Raw genomic sequence first — 25,409 nt, 5'->3', positions numbered from 1 at the left:
GCAAAGGTACTACTTTCGCCGGGCGTCGGGGTCTTCGCCGTCGTTAACGAATATCTTTTTATCGGTTATCAAAGGGCGATGTTCTTCCAGAAACGCTTTAAAGAGCCTGATTTCTTCCAACTGCCGGTCGATGGGGTGCGTAAGCGAGTAGCTTTCGACGTACACGTCTGTAAAGTCTGTAATGACGTATTCCATCAGCTTGATACCCTTGCGTTTGAGCGCGTGGAGATACAAATTCTGGTGGTTGAATACGTACCGGTCTTTCTGATACGATGCCGTAGTTTTCAGGTCAACGGCTTTGAATTTACCGATCAAATCGACGTAGCCGTAAAACAGCACGTCGTCGACCTGCCATTGGCAATAGACCTGCGTATCAACAATGGGGCGGGGGAGCAGTTTCCGCACTTTCCGCACAATGTCCGGGTCGAAGCGTTCTTCGTTGGTGCCTTTAATGATGGCTTCCTCAAACGAGATGCCGCGCTCCTGCGCTTCGGTGGTGGGTGTGGCTACGCGGTTGATGCTGTCGATAAGCTCCTGCGCCAACAAATTGCCCCCGCGCACATAGCGCGAAAACGCGTTGAGTAACGATGGATAAAAACGATAATTGATCATAGGTAGTCAACACCTATAGACAAATAGGCTGATAATGTTGAAATAATTTACCAAAGTACACTGGTGTTACAAAAGTAAGTAGCTAATTTGCTGCCCCGATTTATACCAGATCAATGCGGACAACCATTAATAGCTTTACCAACGAAAAATGTAAACTTTCTGGTGACATCTGGGCCACCATCTCCGGTGCCTTTGTCACACAACCTGCTAAACGAGGGAGCGTATTACTTCATGAAGGAGATGTAAGCGATAAACTTTATTTTATAGAATCTGGTTTGGTTCGCGCCTTTTATGAATGGGAGGGCAAAGAATACACGTCGTGGTTTGCCAGTGATGAGCAGTTTGCCTGCTCGGCCCGGAGTTTTTTCCGGCAGGTGCCGTCCTTCGAGACCATTCAGGTTATAGAACCCTCGATTATTGCGTATGTCCGCCACAGTGATATACAACGCATACTAACGGCAATGCCCGAGGTGGAAAACTTAATGCGGCTGTTAGCCGAACATTTTTTACTGCAAAATGAAAGCCGGCTCAGGGTGCTGCGGAGCCTGACGGCCCAACAGCGGTTCGATCATTTCGTGCAGCATTACCCTGAACTTTACAGCCGGGTGCCGCTTCAACATCTGGCGTCTTACCTTGATGTGACGCCATCAACGCTTAGTAGGCTTAGAGCAAAACGAAGCGTATAAACAAGTAATTTTTTTTTGATTTAGATCAACTCATTTCTTGCTTTAGGGCAAGAAGGCTACACTAATTGCCCCGCTACCTTTGTAACAAGCAAACCCCGCACAGTTTGACGACCGATGGCGGGGTTTGTGAGGTCAATTGTTTTACAAAAAAACCTATCCTGTCAGCCTACTACAGATGAGACAAGTGTCTCGCCTATTAGTGCTACGCCTGAACCCCAAATCACAGTGTCGGGAGACCGTTTAACGTTCGCATCGACAACCGATTTTATGCGTACACTCAACATGTTAAACGCACCGGATGGCCTGAAGAACTGGGAAAAACGTTTTCCCGGGTTCGTTTCGCTGAATAAATCGTACACTAATCTGGTGAAGTACGACATCGGCAAAGCACTCGAAGATGGCACCATTCAGCAATATGAAGGTGTCTATACGGTCAAGGGCGTGGGCAAAGACCGCGATTTCAGACGGGCTCTCTCGGATTTTGCGCTGGCTAACCTTGTCAACGCAAAAGGGTTAGTGCAGGTTGGCGACATCCTGATTCACATCAGCGACGTAGCCGTATCCCGGACGCACCTGCGCTATGAGCAGGAGTTGCTCCGGGGCAGTGGTCCGCATGTTGTGTCGAGAGCAGTAGATAATCTGCCCACCAGCGTCAACATCAAAACGCCGAGTGGTGCCCGTCGGGCTACTGTTGATGATTACTGGGATATTCCTTACAATTCCACAGGTTTGGTTGAACGCCGGTTCAGAGGCAACACTTGGGCGAAGAACTACCCATTTCCACAGCAATATTGGTCTACCGGTGTTGAAGTACGCCATCAGCGGAGTAACTGGTGGGGCTGGGGTGCCCACCCTTCCGACGGTATGTCGGTTAGCGGTTCGGCTACTCTGAATGGCAACCCCATATCTCCCTGGTATGAAGAAAACCATTCTGAAACAATAAGATGGCGTTATCAGGAAAGCTGGACCTCAGGTTCGGTAGGAACCGTAACCATGAATGCCACCTTTAGAGGTGTTTGTAACGGTAATGGTGGTTCTATCGGGAAGAATCGTACTCAACTTATCTCATTCTCCACAAATATTTAAACCGTTCGTCAGTCGGGCAGCCAGCTTGCTGGGGTCGTCCTGCCCGGTTGACGATTTTAGTACAACTAAAATGGTCGTCAGAATTCTTGCGTGTTTCGTCTGCTTACTGGGGTTTTCGTGCCAGGATGGTGTCGTATATGACCTATCGTTTGCTGGTTCCAAATTGGTGGTCAATGGTCTTTTGCGGGCCAATCAGGCTCCAGAGGTATTTGTGGGGCGCACATGGCCCGCTACGGGTGCAATACCCGAAAAAACCTATGTCGATAATGCGGTTGTTTCGTTGTATGCCAACAGTACATTAGTCGGCAGGCTGTCATATGTTTCAGAGGGCAATTATCGGCTGTTTGACTACGCGCTTAAAGCCGGGGTAACTTATGTGATTAAGGCCGAAGCAACGGGCTTTGAGTCGGCACAAAGCAAGCCAGTTATGATACCAAAGGTATTTCCGCTTCATCAAATTCAGTATGATACAGTAGCTAAGGTGACATCGCTTAATCCATATGCTGACCCCCACTTATTACGTATTAAGCTTACTGATTATCCAGAAATTGGTAATTATTATGCCGTTGGCATTGAGCCGTTTCGGAATGGAAAGCCTGATGGCGGCAATATTCTACCAATTGAAAGGGCCTTGGGTGGCTTCAACTACCGCGATGATGATTGTTTTAAGGAGATTGCACTAACCAGTTTATTGTCAAAAACAGAAGAATATGTTCCAGGGTCTGCCACCATCTACAGCGACGCCTGTTTTGCCCAGTCTGAGAAAGAACTGGGGATTGTTATCGAGACGTTAGTCTACGACCGTAGATTCACCATAGATAAAACTCAACTTGACGAAGATTATGTAGATGAGTTGCGGATTCGTTTGTTTTCTGTATCGCCGGAATATTTCGAGTACGGCAAAACGTATCAGATCACCGAAGGGCTTGCCAATGCATTCACCGAACCCAAACGCACCTACACAAATGTTATTGGCGGCTATGGCGTAGTAGCTGCCCTGAACGAATACAAGCAAACCATTCGTATTCGGTAATTTGATCTGAATTAATCCGATGAAACAACGTATCTATCTGTTATTTCTGCTATTTCTGCTCGGTTATGAGCCACTGTTTGCCCAACGCACTGTCACTATTTCAGGTTATGTGCGCGAACACAGCAGTGGAGAAGCCTTAATTGGGGCTTCCGTTCAGGCAACAGCTTTTGTAAAAGGAACTACAACTAATCAGTATGGTTTTTTCAGTCTGACACTGCCGCATCAGGCATATTACAACCTGCGTGTATCGTATGTTGGCTATGCGCCTGTTATCGACCGCATCGGTGTTGAGCGAGACACATTGTTAACAATCCGGCTGCATTCCGACACGCTGTCGGCCATAACGGTCAGGCAACAGGCACTCCGAACAGAACCTGGCCTGTTAAGCATTCCGGTTCAGCGGCTGAAACAAATTCCTATGCTTTTAGGCGAAGCTGATCTAATGAAAGCCTTAGCTACCACGCCGGGTGTTTCGATTGGGCAGGAGGGCAGTTCGGGCTTGTATGTGCGCGGAAGCAGCCCGGAACAGAACCTGATATTGCTCGATGAAGCTCCTGTTTACAATGCATCGCACGCGTTTGGATTTTTTTCTGCCTTCAACCCTGATGCAGTCCGGCATATTGACCTCTACAAGGGCGGCTTTCCAGCCCGCTATGGTGGACGGCTGGCTTCGGTGCTGGACATTTCCATGAAAGAAGGCAATAACCAGAAAGCCCGGCAAGAGTTAAGTATTGGCGTGATTAGTTCACGGTTTCTGGCCGAAGGTCCCCTGCGTAAAGGTACTTCATCGTATATGGTAGCGGCCCGCACTATGAACACTGGCCTGCTGTTTCTACCACAGAACATTCGCCTGTGGGCAGGAAAGCGGGTTGAAAATTTGACCAATGTCTGGTTTTATGACCTGAACGCCAAGGTAAACCACCGCTTCAATGATAAAAGTCAGTTGTTTGTTAGCGTTTATCACAATAACGATTTTTTCAAATATGCGGAGCAAGATAAGAGTGACCGCACTCAGACAACCCTGCGCTGGGGAAATCTAACCTCAACCGTGCGCTACAACCGTGCGCTAACCCCTAAATTATTCGGAAAAGTAACGTTGCTCTACAGCAATTTCGCGTATCAGTTTGGGGGCAGCAGCCGAACGCAGGTTGGTGAAGATGTATTGCTAAATTCCATTTCTATTCGGAATACTGTTCGCGACTGGGCTATAAAAACCAGTCTGGAGTTTACGCCATCGCCCGCTTATACGCTTCGGGCTGGTGGCGAGCAAATCTGGCACCGTTTTTATCCGGGTCGAATAAGTATTGTGGAGTCGAGCCGCCCGGAGTTTGACCAGCCGAATGAAAGTCGACCTATCTACGCACAGGAACAAGCCGTTTTTATTGAAAATGACTGGCAACCCCGATCCTGGCTCCGGCTTAACATGGGGATGCGTATGCCCTACTTTAAAGTTGATCAAACTACCTATTTGTCATGGGAACCACGTCTGAGTGTTGGCGTTGCCTTATTGCCACAACTGACGCTTAAAGGTGGATTGAGTACAATGATCCAGTCTATACACCAGCTTACATCTAACGGTATTGGAATACCCAACGATATATGGGTGCCAGCTACGCAGAAAATTCGACCATCCTGGTCTAATCAGAGAGAATTAGGTATCTATTGGACAGATAATAAAACCTGGCGGGTATCGGCTGAAGTATACAAGAAACGCCTGTACTATTTAATAGATTACATACAAGGTGCCGACCTTGTATCTGATTTTAGACGAAACTGGCAGGATATCGTCATTCAGCCGGTTAGCGGTCGTGTGCGTGGTATCGAAGCAATGGTTCATAAGACTACAGGCCGATTTAACGGTTGGATATCCTATACGTATGCTAACAGCGAACGTCAGACGCCTGCCATTAACGATGGACGTTGGTATCCAGCCCGCTACGACCGACGGCACAATCTGGCTTGGGTGGGCAACTATCAACTGACCAAAAAGTGGGCTTTATCGGCTAATTGGGTTTATCAGACTGGCTATCCCGTTACACTACCTACGGGTGCACAGATCGGCTTAGATGGAGAACCCAGACCCATTTATGAAGATCGTAATAATTACCGGATGCCGAATTATCATCGGCTGGATGTTGGGGCTACCTATGCTTTTTTAACCCGCCGTGGGCGTCAGGCCGCCTGGAATTTCGGTGCTTATAACGTCTATAACCGGGCCAATCCGTATTATCTGGAACCCCAGACGTTAATGCGAAAAACTCAGAACGGGACTCCATCAGGGTCTGTATATGATCGAATGGAAATTACGCAACAAGCCGTTCTTCCGCTCCTTCCCTATGTCTCGTACCAGCTAAAATTTTAAATCCTACCAAAAAATCGGTCAGGAGTTTAAGGGACAAAAAACATCTGACTATAGTGGCCCAATCATACTTTTTGGGCTGAAGTACAGGTTGCGCTGCCGATTGGAGCAACGCCTTAGTTTCTGACCACCAGCACTACGCCTGCTACAATCAGGAGCATACCCAGCACCCGCCAGCCGTTGACGGGGTGCTGCGCGAAACCCAGCATACCGTAATGATCGAGTAGTACAGCCGCCAGCAGTTGGCCGGCCACGCTCAGGCTGATGAGGTTGGCCGCTCCGATTTTCGGTACAGAGATAATAACGCTTGAAACGTATACGGCTCCAATAACACCGCCGGTCCATTTCCACCAACTAAGTTGCCGGGCCGTTTCGAGCGGGGGTAGCGTAGTGCCCGATACCAGCAGAAATAACAGTAGCGATACAAATCCCGACCCGAATGAAATGGCAGCCGCCAGTATCGGATTCGCCATTGCCTGCCGCAAGTTGGCGTTTACACCCGCCTGAACCGTTATTGCCAGTCCGGTCAGGAAAGCCAGAAACAGATAAAGAAAATTCATAGCTGCAAAGGTAAGGCACCGTTTGTTTCGGGCCTACCTTGCTTTTACCGGACGGTCGCTGTAGACGAGCAGGTCGGTCATGCGCACAACGTGGTCGGCGTCGGAGTTGAGCAGTTTCACCCGTATAGTATGTTTGCCGTTGGGAAGCTGGTATTTCCAGAACAGTTCGTGCCGGCGTTTGGTGAAACTCACGGGTAGGTTCGCCGTTTCTGTTTTCTGCCCGTCGATATACAGTTCGGCCCGGAATACGACCTCACTTTCATATTGCCACAAACTGCGGTTTTTGGGCTTGGCTTCTCCTTTCAGTACAAATCCAATGCCCTCAAAATCAAAGCTGTATTCGCTCTCGATGTCTTTATTTATACTCCGCAACTGCACTGGAAAATGGCCTGAAAATCCCTGCTCTAACCGAACGGCTTTAGGGGTTTGCGTGGCAATGGTCACGGCATCGCCCGTTACGCGCCCGCCGTTGCGCTCGATAACCTGCAAAGCGTGTTTCAGGCTCATAGCATACACCTCGTTCAGCGAAACGGTCGTGTATTTAAAGTCGATGTCTTCGGCTTCGCTCAGGCCCTGCTTCCAGTAGGCGGGAATTTTTGCATAGCCGAGCATCGTGCCCAGAATACCGCCCGCCGAAGCGGGGTTGCAGTCGGAATCTTGCCCGGCTCGGGTACTGATCTCCATCGTTTTCGTGAAGTCGCCCTTGCCGTAGAGCAGCCCCAGCACAATGTAAGCTGCATTGATTTTGGCGTCGATGTTAAACGCCCGGAATACGCCGTCGGGGCAACCCACGTCGTCCGACCATTTTTTTTGAATTTCAAACCAGTTGCGTTTCCAGTCGGTCGGGTACTGCTGATGCCAGCGAATGACGTCGTTGATACACTGGTAGAAGGTACTCTGCGCCGGAATGGTTTTCAGGGCCTCGCTCACAATGTAGTTCACATCGTTGGACACGAAGGCCAGCGCGTACATTGCACCTACAAACGCCCCGCCATACCAGCCGTCGCCGTAATTCATAATGTGGCCGATGGGGTCGCCAAGCTGCACGGCGGTGTTGGGCATACCGGGAGCCATTAGTCCCGAAAAATCGGCTTCAATCTGAAAATCAATATCGTCGGCGTGTGGGTTGTTGAGCCAGTGTCCCGAATCTGGAGCCTTCATGCCGTTCAGAATATTATACCGCCCGGCCTGATTGGCGTGCCAGAGCATATAGCCTGCCGTAGCATAGGCATTGGCATGTTCGGCAACGGGCGCGTCGAGACCTTTGCGTTCAAACACATCAACAAACGTCAAATCCATGTACACGTCGTCATACAGGCCGGGGTTGTTGAGCATGGTCTGTTTGATGTAGCCATCGTACCACTCAATTGGCTGATAATCATTGATCATCGTGCCGTTGTACCGAAACTCGGTTGGTCCGCCGAACGTGCAGCCGATAACCTGCCCGGCCCAGCCACCTTTAATTTTGTCCTGCAATGTGGCTTTGGTAAGCGTAACTGTTTTAGGCAGCTTACGAGAAACGGGCGTCAGTGCAGCCACCAGGAAGGCCACCGTAAGTAGCGGGAAAAGGAGGTATCTCATGGCAGGAAGATATTTGCCATGAAAAGATTAAAATCGGGTAAACTACCGTTCGGAGTTTCCCCATAAGCAATACCAGCGTTCATGCCGGGGCACTTAGGCGGTAATAACGCCGGTTTTTTCCCAGTTTACGAGCCAGTCTTTTTTAACGCCCTGTACTTGTGAGAAGAACTCGTAGAACGGAACCATGTCGCGTTCGTAATCGCCCGTTACGTACATAGGTTCGCTGAGGATGACGAGTTTGCGCGGCCAGTCGAAGCCAGTCAGAATAAGGGGAACGCCCGCTTTGAGTGCGATGTAGTAAAAGCCCGTTTTAAGTTTGGAGACGTTGGCGCGGGTGCCTTCGGGCGTGATGCAGATGTGTAGGGTTTCGTTCTCATTGAACACATTCACAATAGCATCGACCAGATTATTCGACTTGTCGCGATACACGGGCTTGCCACCCAACGCCCGGAACAGCCAGCCCGAATACCACTTGAAAAGCGAACTCTTGGCAAGGTATTGAATCCAGATATGAATGGTAGGGCGGATACCCAGCCCAATCGGAAAATCCCAGTTTGTGGAATGCGGAGCCACTACCCAAATAGCTTTGGGAACGGTTGGAACCGGGCCAACAATTCGCCAGCCCCAGACTTTAAACAACCAACGGGCAATCGCACCAAGCATAGTTACAGTGAACAGTGAACAACCAACAGCCAACAGTAAACAAACGACAGTAGTAAATTAAGAAAACTGTTGGCTGTTCGCTGTTGGCTGATAACTGTGAATTAGTAATTCCGTTCTTTGCGCTCCAGCCACTTGCCCGTCATAAACGAAGCGGCCAGCAGCACTACGTAGAACAACAACGTAAGGGGAGTTGATAAATCCATGTCAGTAGCTAATTGAATTTGTGGACAAAAGTACTATGAGACGGGGTATGTTCAAACTCCGGCTGCGATTTATAAAACCCCCTTTGTGCTGGGCAGGTTATCCAGCTCGTTTACATCGCGCCGAACAGCCATTTTGATCGCTTTGGCAAACGCCTTGAAAATAGCTTCGATTTTGTGGTGTTCGTTGTCGCCGTCTACCTTGACGTTCAGATTGCACAACGCCGTGTCGCTGAACGATTTGAAGAAATGAAAAAACATTTCGGTGGGCATATCGCCGATTTTCTCGCGCCGAAACTCCGCATCCCAAACCAACCACGGGCGACCCGAAAAATCGATGGCAACCTGCGCCAGTGCTTCGTCCATCGGCAGCAGAAACCCGTATCGGGCAATGCCGCGTTTGTCGCCGAGCGCACGTCGATACGCTTCGCCGAGGGCCAGTGCCGTATCTTCAATGGTATGGTGTTCATCGATGTGCAGGTCGCCCTGTACGCGGATGCTGAGGTCGGCACCGGAATGTTTCGCCAACTGATCGAGCATGTGATCGAAAAAGCCCAGCCCCGTATGCATATCGGCGCGGCCACTACCGTCGAGGTTCAGCTCGATTGTGATTTTTGTTTCTTTCGTATTGCGTTCTACCATGGCCGTGCGGGCGGGTAGCCGCAGAAACTCGTAAATTTTATCCCAATCGTCGGTTTGGAGCGCAATGGCGTTCTGCATATCGGCAGTCAGGCCCGACACGTCGGCGGTTTGTACGCTTGCCAGTCCGCCGGGGGGCAAGAACAGAATCGCTTTCGCGCCGAGGTTCACGGCCAGTTGCACGTCGGTCAGGCGGTCGCCGATGACGTAGCTGTTGGCGAGGTCGTATTGGTCCGAAAGATAGTCGGTCAGCATACCCGTGCCGGGCTTGCGGGTAGGCGCATTGTCGCGGGCAAAGTGGCGGTCGATATGAACGGCATCGAAGTGTACGGACTCGCCCGCGAAGATTGCCAGCATTTTATTGTGAGCAGGCCAGAATGTATCTTCGGGAAACGAGGCCGTGCCCAGACCATCCTGATTTGTTACCATCACTAATGTATACGGCGTTTCGTCAGCGATTTTGCGGAGGGCCGAGATGGCTTTCGGAATAAAATCGAGTTTTTCCAGCGAATCGACCTGCTGATCGGGCTGCGGCTCAACGATGAGCGTACCGTCGCGGTCGATGAATAGAATGGGTTGCATATAAAAAGATTAATCGCCGACAAAGATACAGTGCAGGTTCTGAACGAAAATATGCTATTTTTGCCGGGTAGTTCTTATTCGCTGTTTTTATAGAATTATTACGCTGTCCGTACTTGTAGTAGAAAAGTAAGAAGATGCTTCGGTAGTAGTATTCATAGATGACAGGAAACAGTGTTCAGGAACCCATTACGATTGCCTCACAATCATACAGTGCATAAACAAGTTAAAAACTACAATTAACACATGGCAGCAGTATCATCGAAACTTACCCGCATTGGGGTGTTTTATGACGGTAACTATTTCTTACACGTAAGCAATTATTACAACTACTCGCACGAGCGACGCAGCCGTATCAGTATCTCAGGATTACACGCCTTTATTCGGAAGCAAGTAGCTGAAGAAGAGGGGGTTAGTGATCGGTTATGCCAGATTGTCGATGCGCACTACTTCCGGGGGCGGCTCAACGCGCACGAAGCTAATCAGCGCGGCAATCAGCTTTTCTACGACCGGCTTTTCGACGATATTCTGATGTCGGAGGGTGTGGTAACGCATTACCTGCCCGTAAAAACGTATCAGGGCTACCGGCAGGAGAAAGGTATCGATGTATGGCTGGCCCTCGAAGCGTTTGAACTGGCGCAGTATAAGCAGTTCGACGTGGTGGTGCTGATTACGTCGGATGGCGACTATGTGCCGCTGATTCGCAAACTAAACACGCTCGGCTCCCGCGTTATGGTACTTAGCTGGGATTTTGAGTTCGAGAATGAGCAGGGTGAGAAACAGGTGACGCGCACCTCGCAGGATTTGATCGAAGAAGTGTCGTATCCGGTAGCTATGCACCAGGAAATTGACAGCCGTAGCCGTAAAAACGACCCTGTCATTCAAAATCTGTTTGTAAAACAACAGGTTCGGCCTACGTTTACGGCGGCTCCCAGCAACACAAATGGGGGGTATACTAATAGCTTTAGCAATAACTACACCAACGGAAACTATAATAGCTACGGCAACTACGGGCCGCAGGGCGACGAACCCAACTACAATGTTTCTGATGTGGACGATGATCCCGAAGGTCGTAAAATCAGCACTATCCGCAGCCTCAAGTCGGGCTACGGTTTCGTGAATTTCCCGCCCAACAACCTGTTTTTCCATTATACCAGCCTGATCGATACCGACTTCAACGAACTCCGCGAAGGAGATGAAGTTGAATTTACGATTGGTCAGAATACCGAAGGGAAAGATATTGCCATCGACGTGCAACTGGTTCGTGGTTAGTTAGTTATTCAGGCTCATTCGTAATCATCTATCGTGCCAGCGCAATTGATTGTGAATGACGAGTTTCGCTGGCAGGCATTGGCCTGGGCCGTAACGCAGCCGGGGCAGTTTGTCGCTTTTTTAAACAACAACGGTATTGCCTATCCAAATGACCCGTTTCCGAACCGGCTCTATGTCGGAGCGAAACGGGTCGTTTGTTTAAACGCAGAGAAGCAGAGTAATACGCAGAGGGCGCAGCGTGAGGTTGATTTTTTCAAGGCGTTAGCCGACGCGCAACAGGTACGGCCTTCGCATTGGGTGGGCTATTTTGGCTATGACCTGAAAAATCAGGTTGAAGACCTGCATAGCCGCAATCCCGACCGGCTGGGCTTCCCAGACGCGTATTTCGTAGAACCTGAATGGGTTCTTGATTTTCAGGGCGATACAGTTTTCATAACCGGCGAAGGCAGTGCCGACGCCCTGCTCCAAACCATCCGCACACACCCCTCCACCCCTTACCCCCTATACCTTACCCCTCACCCCCTACCTCCCATCCGTTGCCGCGTTTCGCCCGACGAATACCAGGCCAATGTGCGCCGGGTGCAGCAACTTATTCGTGAAGGCGATGTGTATGAACTTAATTACTGCATCGAATTTTTCCGCGAAGACGCCCTGCTCGACCCGCTGACAACCTACCGCGCCCTGACCGAGCGGTCGCCAATGCCGTTTTCGAGTTTCCTGAAGCTGGGTGATCGCTATGTGCTGGGCGCATCGCCGGAGCGGTTTTTGAAGAAAGATGGCCGTCGGCTGATTTCGCAGCCCATTAAAGGCACTATCCGGCGCGGTCAATCGCCTGCCGAAGACCAAAGCCTGCGAAGGCAATTGCTGGCATCGGAAAAAGAGCGGGCCGAAAACCTGATGATTGTTGACCTCGTGCGCAATGACCTCGCCCGAAGTGCCGAAACCGGGTCGGTGCGCGTCGATGAATTGTTCGGTATTTACGGCTTTCGGCAGGTGTACCAGATGATTTCAACCGTGTCGGCAACATTGCGCGAGCGCGTTTCGTGGGCCGATGCCATTCGCCATGCCTTTCCGATGGGCAGCATGACCGGCGCACCCAAAATTCGGGCGATGGAACGCATCGATGAACTGGAGGTAAGCCGCCGGGGCGTGTACTCAGGAGCCATTGGCTATATTACGCCCGACAACGATTTCGATTTTAGTGTGGTGATCCGGTCGCTGTTATACAATGCCCAAACCCGGTATACGTCGTTTTCGGTGGGCAGTGCCATCACCTACGATGCCGACCCCGAAGAGGAGTGGCATGAGTGTTTGCTGAAAGCCCAGGCTATTCGCGACGTACTCGAAACACCACTGGCTCAAAATCGCTAACTTTTGCCCCTGTCTGCATGTTTACCCGCCATCAACGTACATGAAAAACGATGGCTTCGACACAAACAAAAACCCTGCTCTGGACATTGGCGGGTATAGGTGCCTGGACGCTCACCAAAGCCTTTTTAGCGCAAAAACGCCGAATTGACTTCAACGAAAAAACCGTCATAATCACGGGCGGCTCGCGTGGGCTGGGACTTGAAATGGCCCGGCTGCTGGCCCGCGAAGGCGCAAACGTAGCCATCTGCGCCCGCGACGCTGAAGAACTGGATCGGGCGGCCTCCGAACTGAGGCAGTATGGCATCGACGTATACACCGAAGCCTGCGACCTGACCGATAAGACACAAATAGAACGGTTTGTTGAGAACGTCCGGCAAACACTCGGCCCGGTCGACGTGCTGATTAATAATGCGGGGGTCATCATTGTATCGCCCTACGAACACGCTACGGAGGCCGATTTCCGCGAAGCGATGGACATAAATTTCTGGGCTGCTTTCCACATGATTAACGCCGTGTTGCCGCAGATGTGGGGTCGCAAATCGGGGCGCATCGTCAATATTGCGTCGTTTGGCGGCAAGGTGGCCGTGCCGCATTTGGTATCGTACTCGACCAGCAAATTCGCGCTCGTTGGCTATTCGGAAGGTATTCGGGCTGAACTGTTGAAAGACAATGTTTATGTTACCACCATTTGCCCCGGCCTCATCCGCACCGGCAGCCCGCGTAATGCTATTTACAAAGGGCAAAACGAAAAAGAATACACGGTTTTCAAAATCGGGGACTCGTTGCCGCTCCTGACCATCGATTCGACCGACTGCGCCCGCGAGGTTATCGACGCCTGCCGGTACGGAGAAGCCGAACGAATTATATCGTTCCCGGCCAAACTCGGCGCGGCTCTCGAAGGAATTGCCCCGAACCTGATCGGCGAACTGACCGCACTGGTCAATACGCAGCTACCCGCGCCGGGCGGCATTGGCGAACAGCGGGCATATGGGCGCGACAGCGAAACCGCCCTGTCGGAGTCGTTTCTTACGACGTTGACCGACCAGGCGGCTGAACAGAACAATGAACTTGTCAGATAATAAAGTTAACGGCCGTTCGGCGTTGGATGATAGCATTCGTTTTACGTTCTTTCGGGACCAATTGATTATCCATCAGTATTAACAGATACAGACCATGCGTTGGTTAGGAGGTCGCGAAAGCGGCAATGTAGAAGACCGCCGGGGCAGTGGCGGGGGTGGCGGGCTGCTTGTGGGGGGCGGCATTGGCACCATTGTGATTGCCATTATTGTCACACTATTGGGTGGCGACCCGTCGGACCTGCTCAACAGCAGTCAGCAGCAAACCCAAAGCCCTACCATGCCGGGTGCCCGCACCGGGCCGCAACCCGACGATGCCGCAGCCTCATTTACGCGCAAAGTGTTGGCAAGCACAGAAGACGCCTGGACACAGATTCTGGCGAAAGAAGGGATGCAATACCGCCCGCCAACGCTGGTATTTTTTCGGGGGCAAACCCGCTCCGGTTGCGGGGCCGCGTCGGCAGCATCGGGACCATTTTATTGCCCCGGCGATAAGAAACTGTACATCGACCTGTCGTTCTATGATGATCTGGCTCGTCGGTTTCAGGCACCGGGCGACTTTGCGATGGCCTACGTCATTGCTCACGAAGTGGGCCACTACTTGCAGGATGAACTGGGTATTATGGACAAAGTTCATTCGGCACAGCAGCAAATGAACGAACGGCAGGCCAACCGGATGTCGGTGCGGCTCGAACTTCAAGCCGACTATCTGGCGGGCGTATGGGCGCACCATGCACAGGGCAAAACGTTTACATTTGAACCGGGCGACGTTGAGGAGGCTCTGACAGCAGCCAATGCCATTGGCGACGACCGCATTCAGAAAGAAACGCAGGGGTATGTAGTACCCGATGGGTTTACCCACGGCACTTCCGCCCAGCGCATGTACTGGTTCTCGAAAGGGCTGAAAACCGGCGACCTCAATCAGGGCGATACCTTCAATAGCCGCGAAGACGCTAATCTGCAATAAGTTCTGAACCCTCTATTAAAAAACCCGGCTTGTAGACTGAGCCGGGTTTTTTGTTTGATTACCTGTTCGCCCAACTCGCTGCCGTTGCGACTAATGGTTGATTCCTAAACCGTTAAACTTTAGTTACTATGGCAAACATGAGGGTAATTGTAGAATTGGCTCCGTCTGAAACCCTGGCTGAAAATGCCGGTATGGCTGTTACCGACGAATCGGTAGGGCTTGCCGACAGTGTTAAGGTGAATGTGGCCGGGCTTACGTTAGATACGAGCTTCCCGCCCGTCGAGCTGGTTGGTCGCCTTGATACGCCCACCGCCGACTCCATTCTTGACCCGCGTTCGTTCGTGCTGAGCGATAATTCCGCCGATTCGACCTACCTGGTTCGGGGCGAGATAGATGCCGACGACTACGAGAAGGTGCTGAAAAGCCCGAAAGTCAAAGCCATTTACGCCGACCCGGTTATCGAACCGTTCGCTGTTTGTCCAACAGGACCCGTTGGCACCGACGCCGACGTGGAGCGGTTGCTATGTACGAGTCGGATGCGCCCCGTTGGCATGGATGGCACCGGCGTACTGGTTGCCATTGTCGATACGGGCATAAACCTTGACCATCTGCGCTCACGGGGCAAAACGCCAGTGTTCGATGCCGCATCGAGTTGGGTGCCCCGTGCCGGTCTGACACCCGGTAGCTTAGCGGTTGGGCACGGCACCATGTGTGCTTACGACGTGCTGATTGCCGCACCAAACTGTACACTGGCCGACATTGCTCTGCTTCAGTCAAACGCGCCGGGCGGCACCGTTATGGAGGGACTACTCTCCGATGCGGTGCGGGCGTTTAATCACCTGCTGACCATCATGCGCAATCCGCGCCGACGGTTCCAGTCGATGGTAGTCAACAATAGCTGGGGTATGTTTCGGCCTTCGTGGGATTTTCCGGTAGGGCATCCGGGTAACTACAGCGACAACCCAAATCACCCGTTCAATCTGCTGGTTGGTAATCTGGAACGGGCGGGTGCCGATATTCTGTTCGCTGCCGGAAACTGCGGCTCCGATTGCCCCGACGGGCGTTGCCGGGAACCGGGCGGAGCCGTGTTCACGAATCGTATTTACGGAGCCAACAGCCATCCGGCAGTGCTCAGCGTTGCTGGCGTAACGATTGATAGTGTGCGTATTGGCTATTCTACAAAAGGGCCGGGCTGCCTGACCCATAACAAACCCGATCTGGCCGGCTTCACGCATTTTCGGGGATCGGGCGTGTATTCGGCAGATGGAGGTACGTCGGCGGCCTGTCCGGTAGTGGCGGGCGTGGTGGCTGCGGTGCGGTCGGTGAGACCCTACGATGCCACCAATCCAGTTACGGCACCGGCAGCTATCCGAACGCTGATGACAACAACGGCCACCGATGTCACTCCGTCAGGCTATGACCTCGAAACGGGTTTCGGTATTGTAGGCGGATGCCGCCTGATTGACCGGCTGTTTCCGCTGCGTGTGCCCGTTGATTTCTGCCGACGCTTTCCGAATCTGTGTGGACGGTGGCGGTGGCCCGTTCCCAATCCGTTTCCGAACCCGTTCCCCTGGCCGGGACCATTTCCGGGACCACAACCCGGCCCATTTCCGGGGCCACAACCCGGACCGGGTCCGCGTCCGGGGCCATTCTCAGCGCAGACAGATGATGGTGGCTATGGAGATACCGACGATAGTCAGCTTGAGGGTTTATTGATGCAGGCTTATTATCAGGGGCTTATGGCTTCGGGGCAGTACCCGGCCATGGCCCATAGTGAACCACAGCCCCGAAAAAAATGTAATTGCGGTTGTACAGACTAACCAAACATGGGGTAGGCACGCACTGCCTACCCCATTTACGTTCAACGCGATGAAAAAGGTAATGTTGCAGTTCAAAGCCCAGCAGGAACAGCCCTCGCTGGAGTCGGTGAAACAGCAGTTTAAACTGTCCGACGAGGCCATCGACAAAGAGTTTGGCGTTATAGAAACCGATTCGACGGAACACCTGTATGTGGTAATGGTCGATGCTGGTCAGCAGGCCCGGATCGAAAAAATACTGGCCCGCAAAGCAGCCAAGCACCCCGCCGAAGGCTTTTTCTCGAATCCGCCCATCAAGCCGATTTGAGAAAAATAAGCTGCCGGGCAGGGTTAGTAAATGATGCGTGCGTACTTTACCCGACGTATCATCTATGCTGATTAATTCGGTGCCTGCTCATGCGCTACTGCCTTGCCCTTGACCTCAAAGACGACCCCGCTCTTATTGCCGAATACGAACGCTACCACGAAGCCGTTTGGCCCGACGTACTCCAAAGTCTGCGCGACGCCGGTATCCTGAGTATGGAAATATACCGCGTTGAAAACCGACTTGTGCTGGTGATGGATACCACCGACGATTTTTCGTTCGACCGCAAAGCCCGCATGGATGCCGACAACCCGAAGGTGCAGGAATGGGAAACGTTGATGTGGAAGTATCAGGCGGCCCTGCCCTCGGCTCAGCCCGGTCAGAAATGGATATCGATGAAAAAAGTATTTGATTTCAATGCCTAATCTGTATATTTTGGCTGGACCGAATGGGGCTGGAACGAGTTTGTTAATGCCGACGAAATTGCGCGGGGGCTTTCACCATTCAATGCTGAAAGCGTGGCATTTGAAGCTGGTCGATTAATGCTGCAACGAATTGATTATCTGTTGCAGCAGCAGGTTGATTTTGCTTTTGAAACTACACTGTCAACCCGCTCGTATGTTCATACGATTCGACGGGCCAGAGAAGTGGGGTATGTAGTGAGTTTATACTACTTTTGGCTACCATCAGCCGAAGTTTCAAAACAGCGGGTAGCGCAACGAGTAGCAAATGGTGGACATAACATCCCCTCTGAAGTAGTGGAACGACGTTATGAGCGTAGTCTGGAAAACCTAAAGAAACTATACATTCCAATTTGTGATTATTTCAGTATATTTAGTAATGCAAGCCCAACACCGCAAATCATTGCGTCAGGTGGCATTCAATCTGATACTGAAATAACAGACGGTTCTATTTGGCGGCAAATACATAGTTTATGAATTCAGCAGAACATAAATCAGTTCCTGACATCGCACTGGTGTTAGCTGGGGTACGTCGGGCAGTGCAAAAGGTCGTAGACCAGGCAAAACGTGATGATACTGAACTCATCATTGCCGATAAAGACGGTAAGCCCGTTCGCGTGAAGGCGCGGGACTTAAACTAACGCCCAAACAAGCCGACAGGCAACGTACCCTGGCCTGTTTGAGCGTTAATGCGATGGGCCGTCGTCGAAGCCCAGAATGTTCAGCTCAAATACAACGCCGGGCTTGTTGCCGCTGTTGGGGTTAGGAATCAGCCCGCCAAGGCAAAGCTGAATACGCTTGGTCGCCAGGAAGTTAACACCCAGTACCGATACGCTCGTGGCATTGTTCCCCGAAATAAAATCGCCCATTATCAGTAATTTCTTGTGAACCGGGTACTCGAACCCAACCAGCACCCCAACGGTATTGCCCTGCCCTACCGTTCCCCGGTCAGTTACGTAAGGGCCAACCACAAACTTGACGTGATGGCGGGGTTCATACACCCATGTATTGTAGGTGAAGTGTGTGCCGCGCATGTTCTGCCCGAAGCGGTTCAGGCCCGTGCCAAGTTGCGTACCGATACTGGTTTTGAACTTGTCGTTCAGAAAGAAAAATTTCTGAGCCGTAAGCTGGAACAGCGGACGAATGGGGGCGGCTTTGTCGGTGTCGCTGCTGGTAGTGAAAAATGGCGAATTTTGCCGAAACTCCATTTTCAGGTTCTGCACGTTGGCTCCGATTTCAAAGCCTCCGCCCAAACCATATACAAAGTGATTTTTTGATTCGACGCCCGCCGAGCCATAAAAATTGCTCTGGTGCTGAAAGAAAAACTTGTTCTTCGGGGTAAGATCGCCAGCCGGTATGTTGAACAGATTTTGCTGTGCCAGCGATGAGTGACTAACTGTGTAGCTTAGTAAGGCAACAAGTAAAAGGCGTGCGTAAATGTACTGAAGGCGTTTCATGGGGTGAGTTGTGTGTGACAAACGTTTGTTGAAAAAAGCCCCCGCTGGCATTTGCCAGCGGGGGTGTTTTGCAATTACCCGTCGGTTGGCCGGACATTAACCTGCCGACCGGAGGGTGTATTGTTTATTGATGAGAGTTTGATCTCGTAGGCTTGCATTGTTCGGCCACCGGCCATTTCCATACGATATAACCCATCGGGCAACGCACACAGGTTAATACCTATATTGGCCTGCTTTGAGTCACCTGTCAGTATTTGCTCGTGCAGGGGCCAGCCGTCCTGATCCATAACCCGAATCGAAATAGGCATACCGCTGGGTTTGTCGACCGCTACGCGAACCCGCGCCAGCGACGATTCGGCATAAACAGCCGTGTTCAGTTTACCCGCAGCGGGCCGAAAATTGGAGAAGATGAAAATGGGGCTGGCTAAAAACAGTAGCAGCAACGAGAATTTTATGGCTTTCATGAGTGAAAATCAATTTTAGAAGTTAAACATATCCAGCCGCTTACAGCCGCCGGAGGTCGCGCCGGAATCGCTTAATCATCTCCTGCTCTTTCCGCGACGTATCGTCGTGGGCACCGGCAACGTGCAGAAGAATGTCGATAAACTGCTTTTTAAGCGTGTCGTTCAGGGCTTTCCGGTTATCGGTTAGCCGACGCATCCCGAAGGCATAAGCCTCTTCAATAGATACGTTGCGCTCTTCAAGCAGTGTAAACGCGTATTGCGCCAAATCTCCGAATGGCTGCTGGGCCAGCAACTGCCGCACCGCATCGGCTTCTTCGTTCTGAACCCGACCATCTGCTTTTGCCAGCGCATACACGAGGTTGCCAAAGCCTAAATACAGGCTCGACTGGGCATTCTCATAAGCGGTTGGTACAACAGCCGTTTCTGGCGTAACTACGGGCAATGACTGGTTGGTCTCGTTCATGATTTTTAGCGTAAACAACGTGTTCGTCAGACACATATTTGTGTGTTAACTTGACACTGCAAAGATTCACCACCGGGTTTAAGTGCAGGTTAGGGTTCGATTAGAAAGGCATTAGAAAAGGGCGTGTTGCCAATAAAAAAAGCCCCGACCGATACGGCCAGAGCTTTTTGCAGAAAACGAAGCAATCAGCTATTACATTCGGGTCATAGTGCCTGCTACCGTCACAAACGTTTGTCGGGCTAATCTGGCCGAGGTTGCAATTTTTACGTCTTTTACCACCTTCTCAGCGTCGTTGGCAATCTCGATGCGGTACAGCCCGTCGGCATATTCGTGCAGGTCGAGGCTAATTACGTGGCCGGGTTGCCGGTTGAGATTCAGGAATACCAGCTCACGATTATCCGCCGACCAGACCGTCAGAGTCAGATCGCGCTGACCGAGGTTATTGATTCCCACCATCAGATGCCCATCGAGCGAATGTACGGTTCGGACCGCAAACGATGCATTGGGCGATGCCACCCACACCGGCGACGGTGCTTCCGGGTCTGTGCGCAGCGAATCGGTTGCGAACGCGGCCCCAATTTGCGTGATAAGCAGCAGGCTGGCAAGCAGGAGCGGTTTCATAGTAGTAGTTGGTTAGTCGGCAATGGCAATAATTGCCTGCCGGGAGGGTTGGGGCGGAGTAACGAGTGTCACCGTTTTGGTGATCGTCTCGTGGCGATTGCGCACTTTTACCACGTAGCTGGCATCGGTAAGTTCCGATACGTCGAACCGAACGGCGTGGGCTTCCTGGCGTTTGCCGATGGGGTAGAAGCCTAACTCCAGCCCATCGGTTGTGTAGAGACCTACGCTGATGGCTTGCCGGGCGTTGTTTTTCACCTGCACCACCAGATAGTTGTTCTTTTTGTGCGTACAAACCTCAAGCGTGGCTTTGGGGCTTGCTATCCAACCCAGAATATTGTTGGGTGTGCGGTTGCTGGTGTTCGTGGTATTATCATTCGCCAGCGTCGTAGCGGTCGAGAAAAGGGTTACTAAACCAACTAAAGCGAGCGATTTTATGTGCGTTTTCATGAGAATGATACGTGTTTGTTGATGAAGTGTAATGAACCGGTGCGAATCGGAAAGCGGCCTGTTGAGTGATAGCCCGCTGCGTTTCCGCTTTGGTTGATACAAAATTGCAGCCCTTATCTTAAAGCCGAATTAACTGATTATTAGAAAGCTATTAGAACCAAACACGCGAAGTCTACCGACTATGCCTACTGGCGATTATCTTTACGAATTCATAACCTCCCAACTCCAATTTCAACATGAAAAACTGGCTATATAGCCTGCTTGCGCTAACATTTGCCCTGTCGGCGCAGGCGCAGAACGCTGGTAGTTTCGTCCGCGAGAATTACCAGAAATTTGAGTACAAAATCCCCACGCGCGACGGTACGAAACTACACACTGCCGTTTACGTGCCGAAAGATGCCTCGTCTACCAACAAATACCCGTTTCTGATGCAGCGGACGTGCTACAGCGTGGCTCCTTACGGCCCCGATGCTTATGCGGCTCAGGTTGGCCCGTCGGGTACGCTCATGCGCGATAAGTACATTTTCGTGTATCAGGACGTGCGCGGTCGGTGGGCATCGGAAGGTAAATGGACCAACATGACGCCAAATATTCCCGATCCGCAGCCCGCAGCCGGTAAGAAAGGCAAAAAAGCGCAGACGGGCGTCGCTACGTCAACGGCGGGTGCGCCCGATGAGAGTTCGGATACGTATGATACTATTGAATGGCTGCTGAAAAACGTGCCGAACAACAACGGTCGGGTAGGGCAGTGGGGCATCAGTTACCCCGGTTTTTATACGGCGGCCTCGCTGCCCGACGCGCACCCGGCTCTGAAAGCCGCGTCGCCACAGGCACCCGTGTCAGATTTTTTCTTCGACGATTTTCACCACAACGGCGCGTTTATTCAGGCATATCTGTTCACGTATCCGGTATTCGGCATCCAAACGCCCGGCCCCACCACCAAATCGTGGTACGATAATGCGTTTATCCGCACCGGCTCGAAAGATGGTTATCAGTGGCAGCTTGATCTCGGCCCGCTCAAGAATGTGCAGAACTATTACAAGGATAACTTTTACTGGCAGGAAACCGTTGAGCATCCCAACTACGACGAGTTCTGGCAGAAGCGCAGCATTTTGCCGCACTTGAAAAACGTTAAACCCGCCGTGATGACCGTAGGTGGCTGGTTCGACGCCGAAGACCTCTACGGCCCGTTGAACATCTACAAAACCATAGAGAAAACGTCGCCCGGCACCTACAACACGCTTGTGATGGGGCCGTTTGGGCATGGCCGCTGGAGCCGCGAAACCGGCCACACACTCCACTCGAACATTTATTTTGGCGACAGCATCGCTACGTTTTACCAGCGCAACATCGAAGCGAAGTTTTTTAATCATTTCCTGAAAGGCACTGGCGATGGCAAAACCAGTTTGCCCGAAGCTTACCTGTTCAACACGGGCCGCAACGAGTGGCGCACGTTCGACAAATGGCCCGCTGCCGAAGCCGAAACCCGGAGTTATTCGCTGCTGGCGAACGGTGCGCTGGCAACCAACCGCACTATGGGATCGCCCGATGCGAGCGGTAATGGCTTTTCGGAGTTTATGTCTGACCCAATGAAGCCGGTGCCCTACACCGAAGATAACACCACGACGCAGGGCTTTACGCCGTTTAACTATATGTCGGAAGATCAGCGGTTTGCCGGTCGGCGGCCCGACGTACTGACCTTCCAGACCGAGGTGTTGACCGAAGATCTGACGCTGGGGGGCGAAATTACGGCCAAACTGAAAGTAAGCACCACCGGCACCGACGCCGACTGGGTGGTAAAACTCATTGACGTGTACCCGCCCGACGAGCCGAATCATCCGTATATGCCCAACCGAAACATCGTGCTGGGCGGCTATCAGCAGATGGTGCGGTCAGAAGCGATGCGCGGGCGGTTCCGCAACTCGTTCGAGAAACCCGAACCGTTCAAACCCAGCGAAATTACTGACGTAACATTCCGCTTGCAGGACGTGCTGCATACATTCAAAAAGGGCCACCGGATGATGATTCAGGTACAAAGCACCTGGTTCCCGCTCATCGACCGCAACCCGCAGAAGTACGTCGATAATATTTTCAAAGCTGAGGAGTCAGATTTTCAGAAAGCAACACACCGGGTTTACGAAAACTCGGTGATTGACGTGCAAGTGCTGAAGTAAGCATACGCTTTGTTGGAAGTTTTAGCAGAACGTCGTTGGGTTTGGGCGCGGTTTCGTAACCGTATTGCCCGAACCCAATGGCACTTCTTGCAACCCACTACTCCGTTAACTATATATATTTGGTAACGCACTGATAATTAATGCATTTTGTGGGAGAACAAACCCGTCCTTTCTGCTCTCTCACCTATGCTGTTTCTTGTACTTCTTGCCGCTGGCGTTGCGCTGGCCGGCTATGCCATCTGGTATTATCGAATGCGCCGACGCGCCGTAGCAAAGGCCGTACCAGCCGAACAGGCTCCGCTCCATCACTGGACCCCCGAATTTCTCGACAGCAAACGCCACCGAACCGACCCCGTTGCCGACAGTGTGGTGCAGCAGATTTTGAATCGGGGCGAGATAAATCAGGTCAATCGCCTGTTCAGCATCATCGTAGCCGACGATGGTACGCTGCCCGCCGACCTGCCCGCCGAGGTTCGCCAGTACTTTGACCAAACCGCTACGCTGCCGCCCTGGGCCGACCCCGACCTGATTGAACTGGGCCAGCAGATTTACATTCGGCACGGGGTGCTGATTAGCCTGCTGCTATCCTACAAATCGCTGCCCGAATGTTATGCCTGTGCTAAAGGTGCGATGGTGCTGTTTCATACGGCCCGGCTCAACGAACAAAACGGCTCGGTAGACACCTACGCCCGACGCATTGCCGAAACCGCTCAATTTGTGATGTATGCGATGTCGCCGGGCGGTTTGTCGGCCAATGGGCGCGGCATTCGGGCGGCCCAGAAAGTGCGGCTGATTCACGCCGTAATTCGGCACTATCTGCGACAACAGAACTGGGACGTGGCTTTGTACGATGAGCCGATTAATCAGGAAGACATGGCCGGTACGCTGATGGCGTTTTCTGCCCTGGTTCTGGAGGGGCTTGAAACTATGAACGTTGACCTGACCGACGCCGAGCGGGAAGCCTATATCCACTGCTGGCGGGTAATCGGCCACCTGATGGGTTTAGACGATGACCTGATTCCAGTCAACGCGGCTGACGCGCTCGCCCTCGGCCACGCTATTCTGAACCATCAAATGGCGGCCAGCCCGCAGGGCCAGTCATTAACTAAAGCCCTGCTCGATTTTCAGCATAAACTGCTGCCGTCGTTCATCGACGATGAGGTGAACGTTGAGATGCTGCGGTTTATGATGGGCAACAACATGGCCGATCTGCTGGGTGTGCCACCTGCCCAACGACAAGACGTTGAAAAATTAGCTGGTAAAGTGCGGTTTGTGACCGGCGTGGGCGAATTGCTCGATCATACGTTGTTGATGGCGATGCTGATTCAGGGTATTAGTAAACTGATGCTTCAGGCGCAAATAAAGTATATGGACAAAAAAGACGGGCTGAATTTTTACCTGCCTGCATCGCTCACCAAAGACTGGGGTTTCGCAAATCCGGCCTAAACACACCGCTACGATGGATCAACCGCTAATTAATTTTAGGGATTACTCGCCTGTAGGCTTACTTTTTAACGGCATTGGTTGCCTATTGTGGGTAGTAGCCTACGTAGTGCTGGTGATCGAAATTCGCCGGAAAAAGTTTGTCGAAATGCCTGCTTACGTGGCTGGGGCGAACATTGGCTGGGAGTTTGTCTGGAGTTTTATTTACCACCCCAACACGGGGTTGCTTTACTCGCTCAGTTATCAGGCCGCGTTTTTTTTAGACTGCTACATTTTTTACGCCACCCTGCGCTACGGCACCAAACAACAGATTCACCCCGAACTGACAAAATACTTTAAACTGTTCTGTATCATTAATTTCGGCTTCTGGATATTATTCTGTTTTATGCACCGGACAGAGGGGTACGATACGCTCAACGGGGCCAATTCGGGCTATATCATCAACGTGATTCTGTCGTTGCAGTGCCTGTTTTTGTTGCTGCAAACCAAAGATACCTCGCTGTTTTCGATGCTGCTGGCCTGGTCGAAAATGCTCGGAACCGGATTTATCACAATCTCGCTGTTTTTCTTTTTTCCCGAAAGCCGGTTCGTGCAACTGCTGGGAATCGCCTGTTTCGTACTTGATTCTGTCTATATTTACTCACTTTGGCGACGACACGGTAAACTGATCTGACCAGCGCGGCTATGCTCTCAAAACTTGCCGATTATTTCATCCCGGCGCAGTATCACCAGCACGACGAAATCCGCAGATCGGCGCGGCTGCTGGTGTTTGTGCTGCTTTACGGTGGGATAGGCCAACTGGTTTCCATTCAAAATGGATCACTATTAGGTTTTCCTGAGATTAGCTATCTGCTGATGGTGGGTAGCCTGATTTGTCTGTTGCTGCTGTTTGCCTTTCGACGGGGGCTATCGCTGCCTGTCTGCGCCAACCTGAACATTGCCGCTCATACCGTGCTGTTTGCCACGCAGGCGTGTTGGGGGGCGGCATCGAATCGCCGGGCGTATCATCGTTGTTTTTTTTGCCTGCTCTGGCAATGCTGATACTGGGCCGACGTAGTGCCATATTTTGGCTCT

The 25,409-nt window shown here is 51.7% G+C and carries 27 protein-coding genes; 17 read left to right on the top strand and 10 right to left on the bottom strand.

Annotated features, from left to right (window positions below; genetic code table 11):
- Positions 1-9: 9 nt before the first annotated feature.
- Entirely contained in the window at positions 10-612 is a 603-nt protein-coding gene (locus tag AWR27_RS13900; RefSeq protein WP_077131717.1) for a hypothetical protein, read from the bottom strand.
- A 113-nt stretch (positions 613-725) separates the two neighbouring features.
- Between AWR27_RS13900 and AWR27_RS13895 the strand changes: the two genes are divergently transcribed.
- The 4 genes from AWR27_RS13895 (at position 726) to AWR27_RS13880 (ending at position 5,779) form a co-directional block, all read left to right on the top strand.
- Complete coding sequence (locus tag AWR27_RS13895) at positions 726-1,298, top strand: Crp/Fnr family transcriptional regulator (protein ID WP_077131716.1); 573 nt, start codon at positions 726-728, stop codon at positions 1,296-1,298.
- Positions 1,299-1,565: 267 nt separating this feature from the next.
- A complete protein-coding gene (locus tag AWR27_RS13890) occupies positions 1,566-2,384 on the top strand; it encodes a hypothetical protein (protein WP_077131715.1) in 819 nt (272 codons plus the stop codon).
- The gene (locus tag AWR27_RS13885; RefSeq protein ID WP_083732849.1) at positions 2,296-3,417 is read left to right on the top strand and encodes a DUF4249 domain-containing protein; all 1,122 of its coding nucleotides are present in this window, start codon (positions 2,296-2,298) and stop codon (positions 3,415-3,417) included. Before AWR27_RS13890 ends, AWR27_RS13885 begins: the two co-directional genes overlap by 89 nt.
- Before the next feature lie 19 nt (positions 3,418-3,436).
- The gene (locus tag AWR27_RS13880; protein ID WP_077131713.1) at positions 3,437-5,779 is read left to right on the top strand and encodes a TonB-dependent receptor; all 2,343 of its coding nucleotides are present in this window, start codon (positions 3,437-3,439) and stop codon (positions 5,777-5,779) included.
- Positions 5,780-5,892: 113 nt separating this feature from the next.
- Here the strand turns inward: AWR27_RS13880 and AWR27_RS13875 are convergent, their stop codons facing one another.
- The 4 genes from AWR27_RS13875 to hisB form a co-directional block, all read right to left on the bottom strand.
- On the bottom strand, positions 5,893-6,336 hold the full coding sequence (locus AWR27_RS13875; RefSeq protein WP_077131712.1) for a DMT family transporter: 444 nt from the start codon (positions 6,334-6,336) through the stop codon (positions 5,893-5,895).
- A gap of 33 nt (positions 6,337-6,369) precedes the next feature.
- Complete coding sequence (locus AWR27_RS13870) at positions 6,370-7,917, bottom strand: ADP-ribosylglycohydrolase family protein (protein WP_077131711.1); 1,548 nt, start codon at positions 7,915-7,917, stop codon at positions 6,370-6,372.
- Positions 7,918-8,010: 93 nt separating this feature from the next.
- Entirely contained in the window at positions 8,011-8,580 is a 570-nt protein-coding gene (locus tag AWR27_RS13865; RefSeq protein WP_077131710.1) for a 1-acyl-sn-glycerol-3-phosphate acyltransferase, read from the bottom strand.
- 272 nt (positions 8,581-8,852) lie between these two features.
- Positions 8,853-10,001: a bifunctional histidinol-phosphatase/imidazoleglycerol-phosphate dehydratase HisB gene (gene hisB, locus AWR27_RS13860; RefSeq protein WP_077131709.1), complete on the bottom strand. Its 1,149-nt coding sequence runs from the start codon at positions 9,999-10,001 to the stop codon at positions 8,853-8,855.
- Positions 10,002-10,244: 243 nt separating this feature from the next.
- Here hisB and AWR27_RS13855 point away from each other — a divergent pair, with 243 nt between their 5' ends.
- The 9 genes from AWR27_RS13855 (at position 10,245) to AWR27_RS25520 (ending at position 17,907) form a co-directional block, all read left to right on the top strand.
- Positions 10,245-11,270: an NYN domain-containing protein gene (locus AWR27_RS13855; protein WP_077131708.1), complete on the top strand. Its 1,026-nt coding sequence runs from the start codon at positions 10,245-10,247 to the stop codon at positions 11,268-11,270.
- Between the two features lie 33 nt (positions 11,271-11,303).
- Positions 11,304-12,641, top strand: coding sequence for an anthranilate synthase component I family protein (locus AWR27_RS13850; RefSeq protein WP_335695387.1), 1,338 nt, complete (start codon positions 11,304-11,306; stop codon positions 12,639-12,641).
- 50 nt (positions 12,642-12,691) lie between these two features.
- On the top strand, positions 12,692-13,720 hold the full coding sequence (locus AWR27_RS13845; protein ID WP_077131706.1) for an SDR family NAD(P)-dependent oxidoreductase: 1,029 nt from the start codon (positions 12,692-12,694) through the stop codon (positions 13,718-13,720).
- 94 nt (positions 13,721-13,814) lie between these two features.
- Positions 13,815-14,684: a KPN_02809 family neutral zinc metallopeptidase gene (gene ypfJ / locus AWR27_RS13840; RefSeq protein ID WP_077131705.1), complete on the top strand. Its 870-nt coding sequence runs from the start codon at positions 13,815-13,817 to the stop codon at positions 14,682-14,684.
- Positions 14,685-14,812: 128 nt separating this feature from the next.
- Positions 14,813-16,504, top strand: coding sequence for a S8 family serine peptidase (locus tag AWR27_RS13835; protein WP_077131704.1), 1,692 nt, complete (start codon positions 14,813-14,815; stop codon positions 16,502-16,504).
- A 49-nt stretch (positions 16,505-16,553) separates the two neighbouring features.
- Positions 16,554-16,808 carry a hypothetical protein gene (locus AWR27_RS13830; RefSeq protein WP_077131703.1) on the top strand — a complete coding sequence of 85 codons (255 nt, stop codon included), beginning with the start codon at positions 16,554-16,556 and terminating at the stop codon, positions 16,806-16,808.
- Positions 16,809-16,897: 89 nt separating this feature from the next.
- Positions 16,898-17,230: an L-rhamnose mutarotase gene (locus AWR27_RS13825; protein ID WP_077131702.1), complete on the top strand. Its 333-nt coding sequence runs from the start codon at positions 16,898-16,900 to the stop codon at positions 17,228-17,230.
- A gap of 93 nt (positions 17,231-17,323) precedes the next feature.
- A complete protein-coding gene (locus tag AWR27_RS13820) occupies positions 17,324-17,743 on the top strand; it encodes a zeta toxin family protein (RefSeq protein WP_232325832.1) in 420 nt (139 codons plus the stop codon).
- Positions 17,740-17,907 (top strand): hypothetical protein, encoded by a 168-nt coding sequence (locus AWR27_RS25520; protein ID WP_198044998.1) that lies wholly within the window; start codon positions 17,740-17,742, stop codon positions 17,905-17,907. Before AWR27_RS13820 ends, AWR27_RS25520 begins: the two co-directional genes overlap by 4 nt.
- A 45-nt stretch (positions 17,908-17,952) precedes the next feature.
- Here the strand turns inward: AWR27_RS25520 and AWR27_RS13815 are convergent, their stop codons facing one another.
- From AWR27_RS13815 to AWR27_RS13795, 5 genes are all read right to left on the bottom strand, one after another.
- On the bottom strand, positions 17,953-18,723 hold the full coding sequence (locus tag AWR27_RS13815; protein ID WP_077131701.1) for a hypothetical protein: 771 nt from the start codon (positions 18,721-18,723) through the stop codon (positions 17,953-17,955).
- A gap of 74 nt (positions 18,724-18,797) precedes the next feature.
- Positions 18,798-19,187, bottom strand: a complete 390-nt coding sequence (locus tag AWR27_RS13810; protein ID WP_077131700.1) for a hypothetical protein — start codon at positions 19,185-19,187, stop codon at positions 18,798-18,800.
- 40 nt (positions 19,188-19,227) lie between these two features.
- Complete coding sequence (locus tag AWR27_RS13805) at positions 19,228-19,650, bottom strand: TerB family tellurite resistance protein (protein WP_083733003.1); 423 nt, start codon at positions 19,648-19,650, stop codon at positions 19,228-19,230.
- Positions 19,651-19,842: 192 nt separating this feature from the next.
- Positions 19,843-20,271, bottom strand: a complete 429-nt coding sequence (locus AWR27_RS13800) for a hypothetical protein (RefSeq protein WP_077131699.1) — start codon at positions 20,269-20,271, stop codon at positions 19,843-19,845.
- Between the two features lie 12 nt (positions 20,272-20,283).
- Entirely contained in the window at positions 20,284-20,718 is a 435-nt protein-coding gene (locus tag AWR27_RS13795) for a hypothetical protein (protein ID WP_077131698.1), read from the bottom strand.
- Positions 20,719-20,954: 236 nt separating this feature from the next.
- On the opposite strand from AWR27_RS13795, the gene AWR27_RS13790 reads away from it, so the two are divergent.
- The 4 genes from AWR27_RS13790 (at position 20,955) to AWR27_RS13775 (ending at position 25,376) form a co-directional block, all read left to right on the top strand.
- Entirely contained in the window at positions 20,955-22,892 is a 1,938-nt protein-coding gene (locus tag AWR27_RS13790; protein WP_077131697.1) for a CocE/NonD family hydrolase, read from the top strand.
- Between the two features lie 186 nt (positions 22,893-23,078).
- Positions 23,079-24,338, top strand: coding sequence for an oxygenase MpaB family protein (locus tag AWR27_RS13785; protein WP_077131696.1), 1,260 nt, complete (start codon positions 23,079-23,081; stop codon positions 24,336-24,338).
- A gap of 13 nt (positions 24,339-24,351) precedes the next feature.
- A complete protein-coding gene (locus AWR27_RS13780; protein WP_077131695.1) occupies positions 24,352-25,008 on the top strand; it encodes a transmembrane-type terpene cyclase in 657 nt (218 codons plus the stop codon).
- Positions 25,009-25,019: 11 nt separating this feature from the next.
- A complete protein-coding gene (locus AWR27_RS13775; protein ID WP_077131694.1) occupies positions 25,020-25,376 on the top strand; it encodes a hypothetical protein in 357 nt (118 codons plus the stop codon).
- The last annotated feature ends 33 nt before the right edge of the window (positions 25,377-25,409 follow it).

The sequence above is a fragment of the Spirosoma montaniterrae genome (genome assembly GCF_001988955.1).
Classification (GTDB): domain Bacteria; phylum Bacteroidota; class Bacteroidia; order Cytophagales; family Spirosomataceae; genus Spirosoma; species Spirosoma montaniterrae.
The sequence above is the reverse complement of the archived record's forward strand: the minus strand, read 5'-3'. Positions and strand labels throughout refer to the sequence as shown.

What these genes read in the sequence shown, in the direction of transcription:
- AWR27_RS13790 (WP_077131697.1), top strand. Translation starts at nt 20,955, where the DNA reads ATGAAAAACTGGCTATATAGCCTGCTTGCGCTAACATTTGCCCTGTCG.
- AWR27_RS13830 (WP_077131703.1), top strand. Translation starts at nt 16,554, where the DNA reads ATGAAAAAGGTAATGTTGCAGTTCAAAGCCCAGCAGGAACAGCCCTCG.
- AWR27_RS13785 (WP_077131696.1), top strand. Translation starts at nt 23,079, where the DNA reads ATGCTGTTTCTTGTACTTCTTGCCGCTGGCGTTGCGCTGGCCGGCTAT.
- AWR27_RS13845 (WP_077131706.1), top strand. Translation starts at nt 12,692, where the DNA reads ATGGCTTCGACACAAACAAAAACCCTGCTCTGGACATTGGCGGGTATA.
- AWR27_RS13800 (WP_077131699.1), bottom strand. Translation starts at nt 20,271, where the DNA reads ATGAAACCGCTCCTGCTTGCCAGCCTGCTGCTTATCACGCAAATTGGG.
- AWR27_RS13815 (WP_077131701.1), bottom strand. Translation starts at nt 18,723, where the DNA reads ATGAAACGCCTTCAGTACATTTACGCACGCCTTTTACTTGTTGCCTTA.
- AWR27_RS13890 (WP_077131715.1), top strand. Translation starts at nt 1,566, where the DNA reads ATGCGTACACTCAACATGTTAAACGCACCGGATGGCCTGAAGAACTGG.
- AWR27_RS13825 (WP_077131702.1), top strand. Translation starts at nt 16,898, where the DNA reads ATGCGCTACTGCCTTGCCCTTGACCTCAAAGACGACCCCGCTCTTATT.
- AWR27_RS13855 (WP_077131708.1), top strand. Translation starts at nt 10,245, where the DNA reads ATGGCAGCAGTATCATCGAAACTTACCCGCATTGGGGTGTTTTATGAC.
- AWR27_RS13810 (WP_077131700.1), bottom strand. Translation starts at nt 19,187, where the DNA reads ATGAAAGCCATAAAATTCTCGTTGCTGCTACTGTTTTTAGCCAGCCCC.
- AWR27_RS13900 (WP_077131717.1), bottom strand. Translation starts at nt 612, where the DNA reads ATGATCAATTATCGTTTTTATCCATCGTTACTCAACGCGTTTTCGCGC.
- AWR27_RS13805 (WP_083733003.1), bottom strand. Translation starts at nt 19,650, where the DNA reads ATGAACGAGACCAACCAGTCATTGCCCGTAGTTACGCCAGAAACGGCT.
- AWR27_RS13835 (WP_077131704.1), top strand. Translation starts at nt 14,813, where the DNA reads ATGGCAAACATGAGGGTAATTGTAGAATTGGCTCCGTCTGAAACCCTG.
- AWR27_RS13885 (WP_083732849.1), top strand. Translation starts at nt 2,296, where the DNA reads ATGCCACCTTTAGAGGTGTTTGTAACGGTAATGGTGGTTCTATCGGGA.
- AWR27_RS13775 (WP_077131694.1), top strand. Translation starts at nt 25,020, where the DNA reads ATGCTCTCAAAACTTGCCGATTATTTCATCCCGGCGCAGTATCACCAG.
- AWR27_RS25520 (WP_198044998.1), top strand. Translation starts at nt 17,740, where the DNA reads ATGAATTCAGCAGAACATAAATCAGTTCCTGACATCGCACTGGTGTTA.
- AWR27_RS13880 (WP_077131713.1), top strand. Translation starts at nt 3,437, where the DNA reads ATGAAACAACGTATCTATCTGTTATTTCTGCTATTTCTGCTCGGTTAT.
- AWR27_RS13870 (WP_077131711.1), bottom strand. Translation starts at nt 7,917, where the DNA reads ATGAGATACCTCCTTTTCCCGCTACTTACGGTGGCCTTCCTGGTGGCT.
- ypfJ (WP_077131705.1), top strand. Translation starts at nt 13,815, where the DNA reads ATGCGTTGGTTAGGAGGTCGCGAAAGCGGCAATGTAGAAGACCGCCGG.
- AWR27_RS13780 (WP_077131695.1), top strand. Translation starts at nt 24,352, where the DNA reads ATGGATCAACCGCTAATTAATTTTAGGGATTACTCGCCTGTAGGCTTA.
- AWR27_RS13795 (WP_077131698.1), bottom strand. Translation starts at nt 20,718, where the DNA reads ATGAAAACGCACATAAAATCGCTCGCTTTAGTTGGTTTAGTAACCCTT.
- AWR27_RS13895 (WP_077131716.1), top strand. Translation starts at nt 726, where the DNA reads ATGCGGACAACCATTAATAGCTTTACCAACGAAAAATGTAAACTTTCT.
- hisB (WP_077131709.1), bottom strand. Translation starts at nt 10,001, where the DNA reads ATGCAACCCATTCTATTCATCGACCGCGACGGTACGCTCATCGTTGAG.
- AWR27_RS13865 (WP_077131710.1), bottom strand. Translation starts at nt 8,580, where the DNA reads ATGCTTGGTGCGATTGCCCGTTGGTTGTTTAAAGTCTGGGGCTGGCGA.
- AWR27_RS13875 (WP_077131712.1), bottom strand. Translation starts at nt 6,336, where the DNA reads ATGAATTTTCTTTATCTGTTTCTGGCTTTCCTGACCGGACTGGCAATA.